The sequence below is a fragment of the Stenotrophomonas muris genome (genome assembly GCF_052751275.1).
Map to the genome: position 1 here is coordinate 639,134 of NZ_CP199879.1, position 16,330 is coordinate 655,463.

Consider the following 16,330-nt stretch of genomic DNA (forward strand, 5'->3'; position numbering starts at 1 on the left):
CCCAGGAAGGCAAGCGATGCAGGAGTTTCTCACCGTCGTACTCGGTTACCCGACGCTGCCGTACAGCATTCTGCTGTTGGTGTCGGTGATGTATTGGGCGGTTGCGGCGTTCGGCCTGGTCGATGACGGTTTTGGCAATCTCGGCGCCGATGGCGCGCTCGAGGCGGGGACCGACCTCAGTGGCCTGTCAGCCATGCTGGCGCGCTGGGGCCTGGGTGGCGTCCCGATCATGGTGGTGGTCACCCTGCTGAGCCTGTTCGGCTGGCTCATCACCTATTTCATCCATCTGTTCGTACTGCTGCCGCTGCCGGACCTGCTGCGCTGGGGCCTGGGTACGCTCGTGGCGGTGCTGGCACCGCTGCCAGCGGTACCGCTCATCGCGCTGATCCTGCGCCCGGTCCGGCGCTTCCTGCTGCGCCTGCGGCCGGTGCCGCAGGCATCGCTGCTCGGCCGGGCCGGCGTGGTCGCGTCGCCGAAGGTGGACGCACGCAGCGGTCATGCCACGGTCGATGATGGCGGCGCCGGGCTGGTGCTGCAGATCCGCAGCGACATCGAACTGCAGCGTGGCGAGCGCATCGTGCTGGTTGAGCACATGGCCGAACAACACTATTACCGGGTGGTCCGCGCCGATGCGATCGCCCTCGATTTCCAGGACAACCTGCTTCCGGGCAACAAGGAGACTCATCAATGACGTTGGCATCCCTCTTACCGTTCCTGGCCGTCGCCGGCGGCCTGCTTGTCCTGCTGCTGGGCGTGGCCGGGCTGTTCAAGGCCTTCTACCGCAAGGTCGACCAGGGCGTGGCCCTGATCGTCAACGACATGAGCTCCACGCCCAAGGTGCACTTCACCGGTGCGCTGATCATCCCGGTGCTGTACCGCGCCGAGCTGATGCGGATCAGCCTGATTACCCTGCAGATCGACCGCCGTGGCAAGGAAGGCCTGATCTGCCGCGACAACATGCGTGCCGACATCGCCGTGGCCTTCTACCTGCGGGTGAACGAGACCCAGGCCGACGTGCTGCGCGTGGCCAAGGCCATCGGTGCCGACCGTGCGTCGGACAAGCATGCCGTCGATGAGCTGTTCAACGCCAAGTTCTCCGAAGCGTTGAAGACGGTCGGCAAGAAGTTCGACTTCACCGAACTGTTCGAGAAGCGCCAGGAGTTCCGCGACGAGATCATCGCGGTGATCGGCAACGACCTCAACGGCTATGTGCTGGAAGACGTGGCGATCGATTACCTGGAGCAGACCCCGAAGGCGCTGCTGGACCAGTTCAACATCCTTGACGCGCAGGGTATCCGCAAGATCACCGAGCTGACCGCCGCGCAGAACGTGGTGACCAACGAGCTGGAGCAGAACGAGAAGCTCGCCATCACCAAGAAGAACGTGGAAGCGCGTGAAGCGCTGCTGGCGCTGGAACGCCAGCAGGCCGAAGCCGAAGCACGCCAGAAGCGCGAGATCGAGACCATCCGCGCGCGCGAGGAGGCCGAGACCGCCAAGGTGCAGGAAGAGCAGCGCCAGCTGTCCGAGAACGCCCGCATCGAAGCACAGCAGCTGATCGAGATCCGCGACCAGAACCGCCTGCGCGAAGTGGAAGTGGCCGAGCAGAACCGCCAGCGCGCCGTGGCCATCGAGGCCGAGCGCGTCGAGCGCGCACGCCAGCTTGAGCAGGTCACCACCGACCGCGAAGTGCAGCTGCAGGGCGTGGAGCGCGACAAGGTGGTCGAGCAGGGCAAGATGGACGTGGCCAACATCACCCGCGAACGCATCTCCATCGACAAGACCGTGGCGCAGGAGGAAGAGCGCATCAAGGAAGTGCGCGAGGTCTCCGAGGCCGACCGCCAGAAGCAGGTGCTGATCCTGGAAGCCGAGGCCAAGGCACAGGAATCGCTGGTGCGCGAGGTAAAGGAAGCGCAGGCACGCGAGACCGCTTCCAAGCACCGCGCAGTGGAACTGACCACGCTGGCCCAGGCCGAACACGAAGCAGCCGGCAAGCAGGCCGAAGCCAAGCGCCTGCTGGCCGACGCGCTGCGCGCCGAGCAGGCCGCACCGGGCCTGGCCGAAGCGCAGGTGCGTGAAGCTTCGGCACTGGCCATCGAGAAGGTCGGCATCGCCGAGGCCCGCGTGATCGAAGCCAAGGCCGAAGCCAGCCTGAAGCAGGGCAGCAACGAAGCCCGCGTGCTGGCCGAGACCCTGCAGGCGCAGGCGCAGGGTGAGGAGAAGATGGGCCTGGCCCGTGCCACCGCCACCGAATCGCTGGGCAACGCCGAAGCCGGCGTGGTGCAGAAGAAGCTGCTGGCCGAAGCCGAAGGCCTGGTGCGCAAGTTCGAAGCGATCGCTTCGCTGAGCGACCAGGCACGTGGCCACGAAGAGTTCCGCATGATGCTGGACAACAGCCTGAAGCAGGCGCTGGCCTCGATCGAAGCCGGCAAGGAAGTCTCGCGCGAGAACGCCAACGTCATCGCCAGCGCGTTGCGCAACGCCGATATCGACCTGGTCGGTGGCGACGGCGGCATGTTCGAGAACCTGGTCAAGGCGGTGTCGCTGGGCAAGTCGATCGAAGGCTTTGCCGGCAAGAGCCCGATCGTGCAGGAGCTGATGCAGCGCTACCTGGGCGTGGCCGTGGCCGAACCGGCGCCGCGCCAGATCGCCGAGGATGCCGAAGCGGTGCCGACCGTGTCGGCCACCGTGGTCGACAGCGCCCGTTGATGCATCGGGCGATGGCTGCTGCGGCCATCGCCCGCCCGCGCCGGCCGCAACCGCGGCCGTCCGCCCGTGAGCCGGAAGCCTGCTGATGTCTGATACCCATCCGTCCGCCGAATCCACCGCACCGGAGGCCGGCGGCACTACCGTCGACCAGGCCGTTGCCCAGGGCGGTGCCTATGAAGTCCTGCGCCGCCGCCTGGCCGAGCAGGGCCAGCGCCTGCAGGGCCTGGCCGAAACGCTCAACCGCCAGCGCCTGGCCGAGTTCGGCGACAGCCGCCTGGAGGTGGTCGGGCGCTTCCGCATCCGCAGCGAAAACAACTGCGTCGGCCGTGACATCGTGCAGGTCGGGCCGGACCGCCTGCTGTTCGGCTACAACGTGTTCATCGGGCTGAAGACCCAGACCCGCATCGAGGACGTGTTCGGCCTGTACCGGCTGGTGCAGGGCAGCGACGGCTACGACGTGGCGGCGCTGGAGCTGAAGGGCAGCTTCCTCGACCAGCCCGGCTTCGTGCACGACTTCAACGAACTGTACGCCTACTACAAGCACGCGCGCCTGCTGCAGCTGATCGTGGTGGGCGACAAGCTGCTGGCGTCGTTCCAGATCGGTGAGCGCAGCAGCGACGTGCGCGTGTTCCGCTGGGCGCTGTCGCGCGATGGCGAACTGACCTATCTGGATGCGCGCGGTGAGCGCGATATCGCACTGCCGCCGCCGTTCGACTTCGAATGGACCCGGGCGACCCGCGACCTGGCGGTCAATGGCCGCCATTCGCACCTGAACATCCTCGATACCCTGTTCGTGGAGACCACCGGCGGCGACCTCACGATCAAGGTCGAGAACAACACCGAGACAGGGCAGGGCATCTACAGCGAACCGGTGGAGGACAGCACGCAGTCGCTGGACGACGCCCAGTTCGAGTTCGCCCGGGTCGGCTCGCTGGTGCTGCTGAAGGTGCTGCCGTACCGCGAGACGGAGTGGCGCGGGCTGATCTACAACACGCTGACCGGCGGCATCGTGCGCAACGATGCGATCGTGCAGGCCTGCGTGCAGCTGCCCGAAGACCACGGCGTGATCTTCCCGGGTGGCTATTACCTGCAGGGCGGCGAGCACAAGGCGTTCGACGCCTCGATGGCCGGCATGCAGTTCAAGCGCAGCATCCGTTCGCCCAACGGCGAGGACGTGCTGTACATCTTCTACGAGCGCGAAGGCGGGCGCTCGGCGCTGTTCGTCTACAACACCATCCAGCGCGTGCTGCAGAACCCGGTGTTCGGCCATGGCTACGCCTTGATGCAGGACGGGCGCATGGTGCTGTTCCATGCCGAAGGCAGCGAACCGACCCGCATCCATCCGATGCAGGTCTGGCAGACCCCGTTCAGCAGTGACGAGTTTGCTGCAAGCCGGCCACCCGGCAACACCTTCATGGGACGCATCGGCAACGCCGAACTGGTGCGGGGCATCTCCAACCTGTTCAACCTGGCGCGCGAGATCGATGGCCAGGACGTGTCGGTGCAGCGCTACCAGCGCCTGGTGGCCGACACCCGGCGCCTGTTCGATGCCCACCACTGGCTGGGCGACGCGGCCTGCGATGGCGCCGAGGCGCTGCTGCGGCAGATCAGCGCCACCGGCGAATCGGTGCTGGACGAGTACGAGAAGGTGCAGTCGATCCGCCAGCAGTCGGCGCAGGCGATGGTCGAGGCAGAGGCCGCGCACAAGGCGCTGCTGGGCCGGCTGCAGCCGCAGAACTGGAGCGAGGTGCAGGCCTTCGTCGAGGCCCTCAATGCGATCACCGCATTGCGCGGACGGCTGCTGACCATCCGCGAGCTGCGCTACATCGACACCGCGCGCATCGAGACGATGACGGCCGAGCTGGTGGAGGCGCAGGATCATGTCGGCGCCGCCACGGGTGACTTCCTCGCCGGCGATGCCGCGCTGGTGCCGCTGACCACGCGCCTGCAGGCGCTGGATGAGGCTGCGCAGCAGGCGCAGAGTGCCCGCCAGCTGGATGAGCAGCTGGAGGGGCTGCGCGGGATGGCGGCCGATCTGGATATGCTGTCTGAACTGATGGCCGGCCTGAAGGTGGACGATGCCACCGCCCGCACCCGCGTGGTCGAGTCCATTTCGGTGCTGTACGGCCGCCTCAACCAGGCCCGCGCGCGTGCCGATCAGCGCCGCAGGTCGCTCGGCTCAGCCGAGGCCGTGGCGCAGTTCGCCGCGCAGTTCGCGCTGTTCTCGCAGTCGATCACCAGCGCGCTGGCGCTGGCCACGGACCCGGAGCGTGCCGACGAGCAGCTGTCGCGCCTGCTGGTGCAGCTGGAGGAGCTGGAGAGCCAGTTCGGCGAACACGAGCAGTTCCTCGGCGACATCCTGAGCAAGCGCGAAGAGCTGGTTGAAGCCTTCGAAACGCACAAGCAGGCGCTGCTGGATGACCGCCAGCGCAAGGCACGTTCGGTGCTGGATGCGGCCAGCCGCATCCTCGATGGCCTGGCCAAGCGCACCGAGCGCTTCGCCACCGCCGATGAGCTCAATGCGTTCTTTGCCGGCGATCCGCTGATCCTCAAGCTGCGTGAGCTGGCCGAACGCCTGCGCGCGTTGCATGACAACGTCAAGGCCGACGACATCGAAGCGCGCCTGAAGGGCGTGCGTGACCAGGCGGTGCGCCAGCTGCGTGACCGCAGTGATCTGTACGAGGCGGGCGGCAACGTGGTGCGGCTGGGGCCGCGCCATCGCTTCAGCGTCAACACCCAGGCGCTGGACCTGACCCTGCTGCCGCGTGGTGACACGCTGGCGATCCATCTGACCGGCACCGACTTCCTGGAGACGCTGCACGATCCGGAGCTGGATGCGCTGAAGCCGTTCTGGCCGGTCACCCTGGACTCCGAATCACCTGCACTGTATCGCGGCGAGTATCTTGCCGGCAGCCTGTTGATGGCCGCGCAGGAGGGGAGCGACGGGCTTGACCTGGCCACGCTGCAGCACGACGTCGCCACGCCCGAAGCACTGGACCAGCGCGTGCGTGCGTTTGCCGCACCGCGCTACCGCGAAGGCTACGAGCGCGGCATCCATGACCATGATGCCGCGCTGATCCTGCGTGCGTTGCTGCCCTTGCAGCAGGCGGCCGGCAGCCTGCGGCATGCACCGCGGGTGCGTGCGCTGGCGGTGCTGTTCTGGGCTGCCGAGCAGCGGCGCGAAGCGGTGGCGCAATGGCCGGCCCGCCAGATGGGTGCTGAAGCGCTGGCACGCCTGCTGGGGTCCGACGAAGGGCGCCTGGCGTTGCGTGCGGAAATGGCCGAGGCACTGCTGGCGTATGCGCAATCCCACGCGTTGCCGTTCGATGCCGATGCCGCAGAGGCCGCGGCCGCTTATCTGGGCGAGGAACTGGCGGCCGGCGAACCGGTGTTCAGCAGCAGCCGCCATGCGGTAGCGCTGCTGGAGGCACTGGCTCGGCAGCTGGAACAGGCCGGGCAACGCGAGGCGGTCGAACGCGCCCTGCAGCGCAGCCAGGATCCGCTGGCCACGCGCTGGGCGCTGGCCGGTCAGTGGCTGCGGGCGCTGGCGCGGATGCCGGCGCATGCCCCGCATGCCGGCTACGTCGACGAGGCTGCAGCACTGCTGCTGGTGCAGCGCCAGCTGCGTACCCGTGCCAGCGACGCCGCGCTGCAGGCGGAGGTCAGTGGCCTGCTGGGTGAACACGCACGCATCAGCAACGGCACGCTGGTGGTATCGCTGGATGATTTCCTGGCGCGCCTGAAGCAGCACCTGCGTCATTTCGTGCCAGCGTTCCATGCCTACCAGGCGCTGCGCCAGGGCATCATCGGCCGCGAGCGCGAGACCCTGCGGCTTTCCGAGTTCAAGGCGCGGCCGCTGTCCTCGTTCGTACGCAACAAGCTGATCAATGATGTCTACCTGGGCGTGATCGGTGACAACCTGGCCAAGCAGATGGGCACGGTCGGCGAGAACAAGCGCAGCGACCTGATGGGCCTGCTGATGATGATTTCGCCGCCCGGCTACGGCAAGACCACGCTGATGGAATACGTGGCGCACCGCCTGGGCCTGGTCTTCATGAAGATCAACGGCCCGGCGCTGGGTCACGAGGTGCGGTCGCTGGACCCGGCCCAGGCACCGGACGCGACCTCGCGGCAGGAGCTGGAGAAGCTCAACCTGGCGCTGGAAATGGGCAACAACACCATGCTGTATGTGGACGACATCCAGCACACCCATCCGGAGTTCCTGCAGAAGTTCATCTCGCTGTGCGATGGCACCCGCCGTATCGAGGGTGTGTGGCGCGGTCGCACCCGCACCTACGACATGCGCGGCAAGAAATTCTGCGTGGTGATGGCCGGCAATCCGTACACCGAGTCTGGCGAGGTGTTCAAGATTCCGGACATGCTGGCCAACCGTGCCGACATCTACAACCTGGGTGATGTGCTCGGTGGCATGGAGGCGGCCTTTACCCTCAGCTACATCGAGAACAGCCTGACTTCCAACCCGGTGCTGGCGCCGCTGGCTACGCGCGACATGGCTGACCTGTACACGCTGGTCGACCGGGCGATGGGCAAGGAGGTCTCGACCAACGGCCTGAGCCACGCCTACAGCAGCGCGGAGATCAACGAAATCACCGCCACCCTGCAGCGCATGCTGCGCGTGCGCGACGTGGCCTACCGCGTCAACCAGCAGTACATCGCCAGTGCCGCGCAGGACGATCGCTACCGCACCGAGCCGCCGTTCCGGCTGCAGGGTAGCTACCGCAACATGAACAAGCTGGCCGAGAAAATCTCGCCGGTGATGAACGAGGACGAGCTGCAGCAGTTGATCTCCGACCACTACCTGGGCGAGGCACAGCTGCTGACCACCGGCGCCGAAGAAAACCTGTTGAAGCTGGCCGAGCTGCGCGGCGTGCTGGACGACACGCAGGCGCAACGCTGGACGCAGATCAAGCGCGACTTCCTGCGCAACAAGGCCATGGGGGCCGACGACAGCGATGTCGGCGGGCGCGTGGTCGCGCAGCTGGCCGACATCGCCACCGCCCTGCAGCTTCCACCGCCGGCGCCGGAAGCGATTGCCGTTGCCGACCCGGCACCGTGGCCGGCGTTGCTGGAGGCCCTGCATCGTCTTTCTGAAACACGTCCGCCCGCCGCGCCGGTGCCGGTCGCGGCAGCCGCCAGTGTGCCGACGACGGTCCTGGCCGACGACCTGCAGGCTGGCCTGGCACCGTTGGTGGAACTGTTGGCGGCATCGCAGGCGCAGCAGGCACAGGTGTCCCAGACCCTGGCCGCGTTCGCCGGCTGGGCGCGGCAGCAGGTCGAGCGTGGGGTGCCGAACAGTGCGGTGGCGCAGCGTGCGCGTGTGCGCCGTGCCACGACGCCGGAGGAGCGCGCGCTGGATGAGGCGCTGATGCGTCACTTCTACGGCGAGTCGTTGCCGCCGGACGACGGTGAGGAGATTCCAGCGACGACACCGAAGCCGCCGCCGCTGCCGTGACCATGCAGGCGCCACTGCCGCCACCGAGCTTGCCGGACACGGCCGATGTCGCCGCGCTGGCCGACTATGGTGCGCCGTTGCTGCAGGCGCTGGCGCGGCGCGAAACACCGTTGCCGCCGGGCGCGGGCGCAGGGCTGGTGGCCGCACTGGCACGCATCGCGCTGGCCCTGCAGGCCGATAACCCGGCGCAGATCCGGCAGCAGGCGGGCTGGTGGGGCCGCCTGCTGGGGCGCGATGTCGATCGCGAGGCGGAAGGACGTGCGCTGCAGTCGCAGCTGGGCGTGCTGGCCCTGCAGGCGCGCGAGCAGGCCCAGCAGCTGCAGCAGCAGCTGCAGCTGCGGGCCATGGCCATCGCCGGACATTCAGCGGCGGCCGCAGCGCTGGACGCCTGGGTCGAGCTGGCAGCGGTGCGGCTGGCGTCGCTGGATACCGCCGGCCAGGCCGCGCTGTCGCAACGGCTCTATCACCTGCGCCGGCTGGCCACGCTGCGCCGTCTCGAGGCCGGCCAGTGGCAGCTCCTGCAGGACCAGGACAACGTGCTGCTGCAACGCTTCGCGCGCATCCATGACGTCCTGTTGCCAGCCTGGCGGCAGGCCGCCGCGGCGGGCCAGGCCGCGGCCGGCGCCACATTGGCGGCGAAGGCCGCCACGCTGCACGCACAGATCGATGACGAGGTCGCGGCGGCTCAGGCTAGACTGCCTTGAGCCGGCCGCCGCTGCCGCTTACCCAACTGCAAGGAGACTGCCCGATGACCCAGGACAGCCAGACCCCCGGTGCCCTCGTGCCCGGCACGACTACCGCCGTTCCGCTCGATGAAGGCGCATTGCAGGCGCTTGGCCTGGTCCGCGAGGATCTGCCGCGCATCGCCGAGATCCGTCTGGAGCTGGATGACCTGCGCCCGGGCAACCTGCAGGTCTTCGGTCGCGAAGCGGCCACGCGCACCGCGGCGTTTTCCAGCCAGTTGCTGGACCAGGTGCGCAATCGTGACCTCGATGCCAGCGGCGAGAAACTGGGCGAAGTGGTGCGCATCGCACGCAGCCTGAAGCTGGACGGCTTCGCGCAGCGGTCGAAGGTGCCGGTGATCGGTGGCCTGATCGACCGCCTGCGCGTATCCAAGGGCGAGCTGGTGCAGAAGTTCAGCGACACCAATGCGCAGATCGAGCAGCTGCTGGGTGATGTCGGTGTGCAGCAGGCGTTGATGGGCAAGCGCGTGGGCGAGTTCGACCGCATGCATGACATCGTCCGCGAAGAACGCCATGCGCTGGGCCTGTATGCTGCGGCCGGCAAGCAGCGCCTGGCCGAACTGCAGGCCGAGCAGCAGGCCGGGCAGGGCAGTGAGGATCCGCAGCAGCGCATCCGCCAGAGCGAAGTCGACAACGCGATCCGCCTCCTCGAAAAGCGCGTGTCCGACCTGCAGCTGATGCAGCATGCGGCCGACCAGTCGCTGCCGATGATCCGCCTGATCCAGGCCAACGCGCTGCAGCTGATCGAGAAGTTCAACACGGTGCGCGAGATCACCATCCCGTCGTGGAAGCGCCAGTTCGCCATCCAGCTTTCGCTGGGTGAGCAGAAGGCCGCGGTCGAGCTGTCCACCGCCATCGACGATGCCACCAACGAGCTGATGCGCCGCAACGCCGACCTGCTGCGCCAGGCCTCGGTGGATACCGCGCGCAGCAACCAGCGCGGCGTGATCGACGTGGCCACGCTGCGCCACGTGCACGACCAGTTGATCGCCACGGTCGAGGAAGTGCGCAGCATCCATCGCGAAGGAATGCAGCAGCGGCAGCAGGCCGAAGTCGAGCTGTCGCGCCTGCGCGAAGACCTGCAGCAGCGACTGGCCACCCCGACTGCCAGCTGAAAAAAGGGGACGGAGGGGATTAAGTCGTTTGTGCCACTTGCGACTTAATCCCCTCCGTCCCCTTTTTGTTGTCAGCGCAGTTGCTGGCCCAGCCAGTCGGCCAGCGCATCCACGCGCCCATCTGCCGGTCCATCCGGTCGCGCCAGCACCCAGAAGCCACCGGTGGCGGCAAATCCCCACGGCGCGACCAGTCGCCCGGCGGCCAGGTCCTCGGCCACCAGGGGCTCGGGTGCGATCGCCGGGCCCAGCCCGGCCACCGCTGCCTCCAGCAGGTAGTACAGGTGTTCGAAGGCAGTACCCAGCTGCAGCTTCGAGGTGTCCAGATCGTGCGCTTGCGCCCACGCCGGCCATGCCTGCGGCCGTGAGCTGGTGTGCAGCAGCGTCTCCTGCAGCAGCGCCGAAGGCGGCACATGCCGCAGTCGCTGCGCGGCCGGATGCGAGGGGGCCACCACCACGCCGACCCGTTCCGGCGCCAGCTCACGCACCTGCCAGCCCCGGGGCCACGGCCCCTGCGCCAGCAGCAGCACCGCGTCCAGTGCGGCCTGCGCCTCGGTGAAGCTGCCATCCAGCGCCGACCACTGCAGGCGTACGCCGGGCAGGGCGGCCTGAAGTGCGGGCAGGCGCGGAATCATCCAGCGCGCCAGCACGCTGCCGCTGCAGCCCAGCACCAGCGCCGGGGCCGCGGTCGGCCGGCGCAGTTCGCGCACGCAGTCTTCGATGCCGCTGAAGGCCTCGCTGCACGCTGCCTGCAGGCGCGTGCCCGCATCGGTCAGGCGCAGGCCGCGACCGGCCCGCTGGAACAGCGCCAGGCCGAGGTGGTCTTCCAGCAGCTTCAGCTGGCGGCTGACCGCGCCGTGGGTCACGTGCAGGTCCTGCGCGGCGCGGCCAACCCCGCCCAGGCGGGCGGTGGCCTCGAACGCGCGCAGCGCATTGAGCGGTGGCAACAGCGAACGGCTCATGTGAGATTTCCTGACGGTATATGCCAGATAATATCCATTTTCCGGTCACGACCCGTGCGCTAGAGTATCCACCTGTCTCGAACCAGCGGTCGCTTCCATGTCTGCCTCCCCCATTGCCGACTACCACGCCTTCCCGGATGCCCAGGGCCATTTCGGCCGCTACGGTGGCAGCTTCGTTGCCGAAACCCTGGTCGGCCCGCTGCAGGAACTCGCCCAGGCCTATGACCAGGCCCGCCAGGATCCGGCCTTCCAGGCCGCCTACGACCGCGACCTGGCCCACTACGTGGGCCGGCCGAGCCCGATCTACCACGCCCAGCGGCTGAGCGACCATGTCGGCGGCGCGCAGATCCTGCTCAAGCGCGAAGACCTGAACCACACCGGCGCGCACAAGATCAACAACACCATCGGCCAGGCGCTGCTGGCGGCGCGGATGGGCAAGAAGCGCATCATCGCCGAGACCGGTGCCGGCCAGCACGGCGTGGCCAGCGCCACGGTTGCCGCGCGGCTGGGCCTGGAATGCGTGGTGTACATGGGCGCCACCGACATCGAGCGGCAGAAGATCAACGTCTACCGCATGAAGCTGCTCGGCGCGACGGTGGTGCCGGTCACCTCCGGTTCGGCCACTTTGAAGGACGCGCTCAACGAAGCGATGCGCGACTGGGTGACCAATGTGCAGGACACCTTCTACATCATCGGTACGGTCGCCGGTCCGGATCCCTACCCGCGCATGGTGCGCGACTTCAACGCCATCGTCGGCCGCGAGGCACGCGAGCAGATGCTGGCCGAGTACGGCCGCCTGCCCGATGCGATCACTGCCTGCGTCGGCGGCGGCAGCAATGCCATCGGCCTGTTCCATGCCTTCCTCAACGACCGCCAGGTCGAGATCGTCGGCGCCGAGGCCGCAGGTGATGGCATCAGCACCGGTCGCCATGCTGCATCGATCGCCGCCGGTCGCCCGGGCGTGCTGCATGGCAACCGCACCTATGTACTGTGCGACGACGACGGCCAGATCATCGAGACCCATTCGGTGTCGGCCGGCCTGGACTATCCGGGCGTCGGCCCCGAACACGCATTCCTGGCCGATACCGGCCGCGCGCGCTACCTCGGCATCACCGATGACGAAGCACTGCAGGCCTTCCACCTGCTGGCGCATACCGAGGGCATCCTGCCGGCGCTGGAGTCCAGCCATGCGCTGGCGCAGGCGATCAAGCTGGCGCGTGAGCGTCCGCGTGACCAGATCGTGCTGTGCAATCTGTCCGGCCGTGGCGACAAGGATGTGCATACCATCGCCGCGCGCGAAGGGCTGGTGCTGTGAGCGCGCTGCTGCGCAACAGTGGCGTGCTGCTGCTGGCGCTGGGATTGGCCGCGTGCCAGCCGCCGGAGCCGCCGCTGCTGGCACCGGCCGCCAAGGCCACCACGCAGCCGGCACAGCAGGCGGCCGCGAATGATGACCTCGACCCGATGGCACGTGCGCCGATCGTCGATCCGCCGTCCACGGAAGATATGGACAGCGATGGCGCGCCTGCGGTGGTCTCGGTGGCGCTGGACCATGCCGGCGAGGTGCTGATCGGCCAGCACATGGGCGATCTGAAGGCACTCGGGCCGTGGACCGCGCAAGGGGCGGTCGAAGCCATCGGCGGCAGTTGCGAGTACTACGACGGCAAGGGGCTGCCGCCCGGCGTGTCGATGATGACCGATGAAGATCGCGTCGTCCGTTTCGATCTCGGCCTGGATCCGGACAGCGGGGCGCCGACCCAGCAGCCCGGTCCGTTCGGCCTGCGTGTCGGCATGACCCGCGCCCAGGCCATGGCCCAGTTCCCGAAGCCGCCGGTATCCAGCCCGCATGCCTACGACGGTGACCAGGGCGAGTACCTCACCTGGCAGGACCCGGGTTCGGACCTGGGTATCCGCGTGGAACTGTTTGAAGGGCGGGTCACCCAGATGTACTGGGGAACCAGCGATGCGATTGAACTGATTGAAGGATGTGCCTGAAATGTCCGTATCCCGACTCGATGCCTGTTTCCAGCGTCTGCGCGAACAGCAGCGCAAGGCGCTGATCCCCTTCGTCACGGCCGGTGATCCCTCGCTGGAGGCCACCGTGCCGGTCATGCACGCACTGGTCGACGCCGGCGCCAACGTGATTGAACTGGGCGTGCCGTTCTCCGACCCGATGGCCGATGGCCCGACCATCCAGCGCAGCTCCGAGCGCGCGCTGGCGCGCGGCGCCGGCAGCCGCTACGTCCTGCAGGCCGTGGCGCAGTTCCGCGAGCGCGATGCGCAGACCCCCGTGGTGCTGATGGGCTACCTGAACCCGGTGGAGATCCACGGTTACGCGGCCTTCGCCAAGGCCGCCGTCGACGCCGGCGTAGACGGCGTGCTGCTGGTCGACCTGCCGCCGGAAGAAGCGGGCGACGCCCAGCAGGCGTTCGACGCAGCCGGCCTTGCGCTGGTCCTGCTGGCGTCGCCGACCACCAGCGAGGCGCGAGCCGACAAGCTGCTGGCGCTGGCCCGTGGCTATCTCTACTACGTCAGCTTTGCCGGTGTCACCGGCGCGTCCGAGCGCCTGGACAGCGATGCCGCCAGTGCCCGCCTGCAGGCGTTGCGCGCGCGTGCGTCGGTGCCGGTGGTGGCGGGCTTCGGCATCAAGGATGCCGCCAGTGCCGCGGCCATGGCCCGGCAGGCCGACGGCGTGGTGGTGGGCAGCGCGCTGGTGGCGGCGCTGGCCGAAGCGGGCTCGGCGGAAGAGGCCGCGCAGCACGCCCGGGCCTTCCTCGCCCCGCTGCGGCAGGCGCTGGACGCGTAACGGTAGTGCCGGCCGCTGGCCGGCATCCTCCTGAGGGCTCGCGTGCAAGGGCTGCCGGCCAGCGGCCGGCACTACCCATCGGTCTGCACGCAAGGGCTGCCGGCCAGCGGCGGGCACCGCCCCAGCACCTAAACGTACGTCCCAGCATGGTTTTTTCCGGCTGCCCCGTGGCTGGCAAGGGGGTGCACGGGCGGGGAAAGCGGAGCTAGACTGTCCGCCTTTGCGGCCCCCGGGCCGCCCTGAACGGAAGTGTCCTCCCGCATGAGTTGGCTCAGCAAGTTGATGCCGTCCGGCATCCGCACCGACAACACCCCCAGCAAGAAGCGCAGTGTCCCCGAGGGCCTGTGGGAAAAGTGCAGCAACTGCGGCAGCGCGTTGTACCGTCCGGAACTGGAAGAGAACCTGGAAGTCTGCCCGAAGTGCGGCCATCACATGGCGATCCGTGCGCGTGCGCGCCTGGCTGCCCTGTTCGATGCCGACAGCACCACCGAGATCGGTGCGCGCCTGGGGCCGACCGACCTGCTCAAGTTCAAGGACCAGAAGAAGTACAGCGAGCGCATCAAGATCGCGCAGAAGAACACCGGCGAGTACGACGCGCTGATCGCCATGCGCGGCCTGCTCAAGGGCCGTGCGCTGGTGGCATCGTCGTTCGACTTCGCCTTCATGGGCGGCTCGATGGGCTCGGTGGTCGGCGAGCGTTTCGCACTGGCCGCGGAAACCGCGGTCGAGATCGGTGCGCCCTACGTGTGCTTCTCGCAGAGCGGTGGCGCCCGCATGCAGGAAGGCCTGTTCTCGCTGATGCAGATGGCCAAGACCTCGGCCGCGCTGGGCAAGCTGCGTGAAGCCGGCCTGCCGTACATCTCGGTGCTGACCCATCCGACCACCGGCGGCGTGTCGGCTTCCTTCGCGATGCTGGGTGACATCAACATCGCCGAGCCGCAGGCGCTGATCGGCTTCGCCGGCCCGCGCGTGATCGAGCAGACCGTGCGCGAGAAGCTGCCGGAAGGCTTCCAGCGTTCGGAATTCCTGCTGGAGCACGGCGCCATCGACCAGATCTGCGACCGTCGCGAAATGCGCGACCGCCTGTCCGATCTGCTGGCAATGCTGGGCCGTCAGCCGGCGCCGGAGGTGGCTTGATGGGAGGCCGCAAGTACTTCGGTACTGATGGCATCCGTGGACGGGTCGGCCAGGGCGTGATCTCGGCCGACTTCGTGCTGCGCCTGGGCAACGCCCTGGGCCGTGTCCTGGTCGACCAGCGCGGCCAGGATGGGCGCCGGCCGATCGTGGTGATCGGCAAGGACACTCGCATCTCCGGTTACATGTTCGAAGCGGCACTGGAAGCCGGCCTGGTCGCCGCCGGTGCGGACGTGCAGCTGCTGGGGCCGATGCCGACCCCGGCGGTGGCGTTCCTGACCCGTACGCTTGGCGTGGACGCTGGCATCGTCATCAGCGCCTCGCACAACCCGCACTACGACAACGGCATCAAGTTCTTCTCCGCCCAGGGCGAGAAGCTCGACGATGCGACCGAGCTGGCCCTGGAAGCGGCGCTGGACATCCCGTTCACCACCGCCGAATCGGAAAAGCTGGGCAAGGCGTCGCGTGCGCGCGAAGCGGTCGGCCGCTACATCGAGTTCTGCAAGGCCAGCGTGCCGCGCGCGTTCGACCTGCGTGGCGTGCGCCTGGTGCTGGACTGCGCGCACGGCGCCACCTACCAGATCGCGCCGCTGCTGTTCCGTGAACTGGGCGCCGAGGTGATCGGCATTGGTGCCGAGCCCAACGGCGTCAACATCAACGCCGGCGTGGGTTCCACCCACATCGACAACCTGGCGGCCAAGGTCCGCGAAACCCGCGCCGATCTCGGCATCGCCTTCGATGGGGATGGCGACCGCGTGCTGATGGCCGACGACCAGGGCAACCCGGTCGACGGCGATGACCTGCTGTATATCCTGGCCCGTGCATGGAAAGCCGAAGGCCGCCTGCGCGGCCCGGTGGTCGGTACGCTGATGAGCAACTACGGCATCGAGAAGGCATTTGCCGACCTGCAGATTCCGTTCGTGCGCAGCAATGTCGGCGATCGCTACGTGCACCAGGCGCTGATGGAAGGCGGCGGCGTGCTCGGCGGTGAAGCCTCCGGCCACCTGCTGTGCCTGGATCGGGCCACCACCGGCGACGGCATCGTCAGCGCGCTGCAGGTGCTGGTGGCATTGCGCAACAGCGGGCAGACCCTGCGCCAGGCGCTGGAAGGACTGGTGCGGGTGCCGCAGAAGACGGTCAACGTGCGGCTGGGCAATGTCTCGGCCAAGGCCACGGTGCAGGCCGGCAGCGTGCAGGCCGCGCTGGCTGTCGCGCAGCAGTCGGTGGCCGGCCGTGGCCGTGCGTTCCTGCGCCCGTCCGGTACCGAGCCGGTGGTGCGGGTCACGGTCGAGGCCGATGATGCGACGCTGATGCAGGACACGCTGGATCGACTGTCCGCGGCGGTACGTGAAGCCGCCGCCTGAGGCCGCTGCACATCCGCCCAACGAAAACGCCCC

11 protein-coding genes are annotated in these 16,330 nt (G+C 68.2%); 10 read left to right on the plus strand and 1 reads right to left on the minus strand.

The annotated features are described in order from the left end of the window. Positions 1-16 precede the first annotated feature (16 nt). From ACUVWL_RS02715 to ACUVWL_RS02735, 5 genes are all read left to right on the plus strand, one after another. A complete protein-coding gene (locus tag ACUVWL_RS02715) occupies positions 17-691 on the plus strand; it encodes a hypothetical protein (protein ID WP_014647886.1) in 675 nt (224 codons plus the stop codon). Further along, complete coding sequence (locus ACUVWL_RS02720) at positions 688-2,706, plus strand: hypothetical protein (protein ID WP_014647885.1); 2,019 nt, start codon at positions 688-690, stop codon at positions 2,704-2,706. The genes ACUVWL_RS02715 and ACUVWL_RS02720 overlap by 4 nt, the downstream gene beginning before the upstream one ends. 85 nt (positions 2,707-2,791) lie before the next feature. Continuing rightward, entirely contained in the window at positions 2,792-8,179 is a 5,388-nt protein-coding gene (locus ACUVWL_RS02725) for a DNA repair ATPase (RefSeq protein ID WP_445978795.1), read from the plus strand. Between the two features lie 2 nt (positions 8,180-8,181). Beyond that, positions 8,182-8,883: a hypothetical protein gene (locus tag ACUVWL_RS02730; protein WP_232017584.1), complete on the plus strand. Its 702-nt coding sequence runs from the start codon at positions 8,182-8,184 to the stop codon at positions 8,881-8,883. A 44-nt stretch (positions 8,884-8,927) separates the two neighbouring features. Then, positions 8,928-10,037, plus strand: coding sequence for a toxic anion resistance protein (locus ACUVWL_RS02735; RefSeq protein ID WP_014647882.1), 1,110 nt, complete (start codon positions 8,928-8,930; stop codon positions 10,035-10,037). A gap of 71 nt (positions 10,038-10,108) precedes the next feature. Here ACUVWL_RS02735 and ACUVWL_RS02740 read toward each other — a convergent pair whose 3' ends face one another. Then, a complete protein-coding gene (locus ACUVWL_RS02740; protein WP_241887542.1) occupies positions 10,109-10,996 on the minus strand; it encodes a LysR substrate-binding domain-containing protein in 888 nt (295 codons plus the stop codon). A gap of 97 nt (positions 10,997-11,093) precedes the next feature. Here ACUVWL_RS02740 and trpB point away from each other — a divergent pair, with 97 nt between their 5' ends. The 5 genes from trpB (at position 11,094) to glmM (ending at position 16,297) form a co-directional block, all read left to right on the plus strand. Next, a complete protein-coding gene (trpB, locus tag ACUVWL_RS02745) occupies positions 11,094-12,311 on the plus strand; it encodes a tryptophan synthase subunit beta (protein ID WP_032957499.1) in 1,218 nt (405 codons plus the stop codon). Beyond that, on the plus strand, positions 12,308-12,988 hold the full coding sequence (locus tag ACUVWL_RS02750; RefSeq protein ID WP_049407824.1) for a hypothetical protein: 681 nt from the start codon (positions 12,308-12,310) through the stop codon (positions 12,986-12,988). The genes trpB and ACUVWL_RS02750 overlap by 4 nt, the downstream gene beginning before the upstream one ends. A 1-nt stretch (position 12,989) precedes the next feature. Next, on the plus strand, positions 12,990-13,799 hold the full coding sequence (gene trpA, locus ACUVWL_RS02755; RefSeq protein ID WP_445978796.1) for a tryptophan synthase subunit alpha: 810 nt from the start codon (positions 12,990-12,992) through the stop codon (positions 13,797-13,799). A gap of 261 nt (positions 13,800-14,060) precedes the next feature. Next, entirely contained in the window at positions 14,061-14,936 is an 876-nt protein-coding gene (gene accD / locus ACUVWL_RS02760; protein ID WP_005410473.1) for an acetyl-CoA carboxylase, carboxyltransferase subunit beta, read from the plus strand. Next, positions 14,936-16,297 carry a phosphoglucosamine mutase gene (gene glmM / locus ACUVWL_RS02765; RefSeq protein WP_046431825.1) on the plus strand — a complete coding sequence of 454 codons (1,362 nt, stop codon included), beginning with the start codon at positions 14,936-14,938 and terminating at the stop codon, positions 16,295-16,297. The genes accD and glmM overlap by 1 nt, the downstream gene beginning before the upstream one ends. The last annotated feature ends 33 nt before the right edge of the window (positions 16,298-16,330 follow it).

Coding starts and splice junctions, on each gene's coding strand:
- ACUVWL_RS02715 (WP_014647886.1), top strand. CDS start 17: ATGCAGGAGTTTCTCACCGTCGTACTCGGTTACCCGACGCTGCCGTAC.
- ACUVWL_RS02720 (WP_014647885.1), top strand. CDS start 688: ATGACGTTGGCATCCCTCTTACCGTTCCTGGCCGTCGCCGGCGGCCTG.
- ACUVWL_RS02725 (WP_445978795.1), top strand. CDS start 2,792: ATGTCTGATACCCATCCGTCCGCCGAATCCACCGCACCGGAGGCCGGC.
- ACUVWL_RS02730 (WP_232017584.1), top strand. CDS start 8,182: ATGCAGGCGCCACTGCCGCCACCGAGCTTGCCGGACACGGCCGATGTC.
- ACUVWL_RS02735 (WP_014647882.1), top strand. CDS start 8,928: ATGACCCAGGACAGCCAGACCCCCGGTGCCCTCGTGCCCGGCACGACT.
- ACUVWL_RS02740 (WP_241887542.1), bottom strand. CDS start 10,996: ATGAGCCGTTCGCTGTTGCCACCGCTCAATGCGCTGCGCGCGTTCGAG.
- trpB (WP_032957499.1), top strand. CDS start 11,094: ATGTCTGCCTCCCCCATTGCCGACTACCACGCCTTCCCGGATGCCCAG.
- trpA (WP_445978796.1), top strand. CDS start 12,990: ATGTCCGTATCCCGACTCGATGCCTGTTTCCAGCGTCTGCGCGAACAG.
- accD (WP_005410473.1), top strand. CDS start 14,061: ATGAGTTGGCTCAGCAAGTTGATGCCGTCCGGCATCCGCACCGACAAC.
- glmM (WP_046431825.1), top strand. CDS start 14,936: ATGGGAGGCCGCAAGTACTTCGGTACTGATGGCATCCGTGGACGGGTC.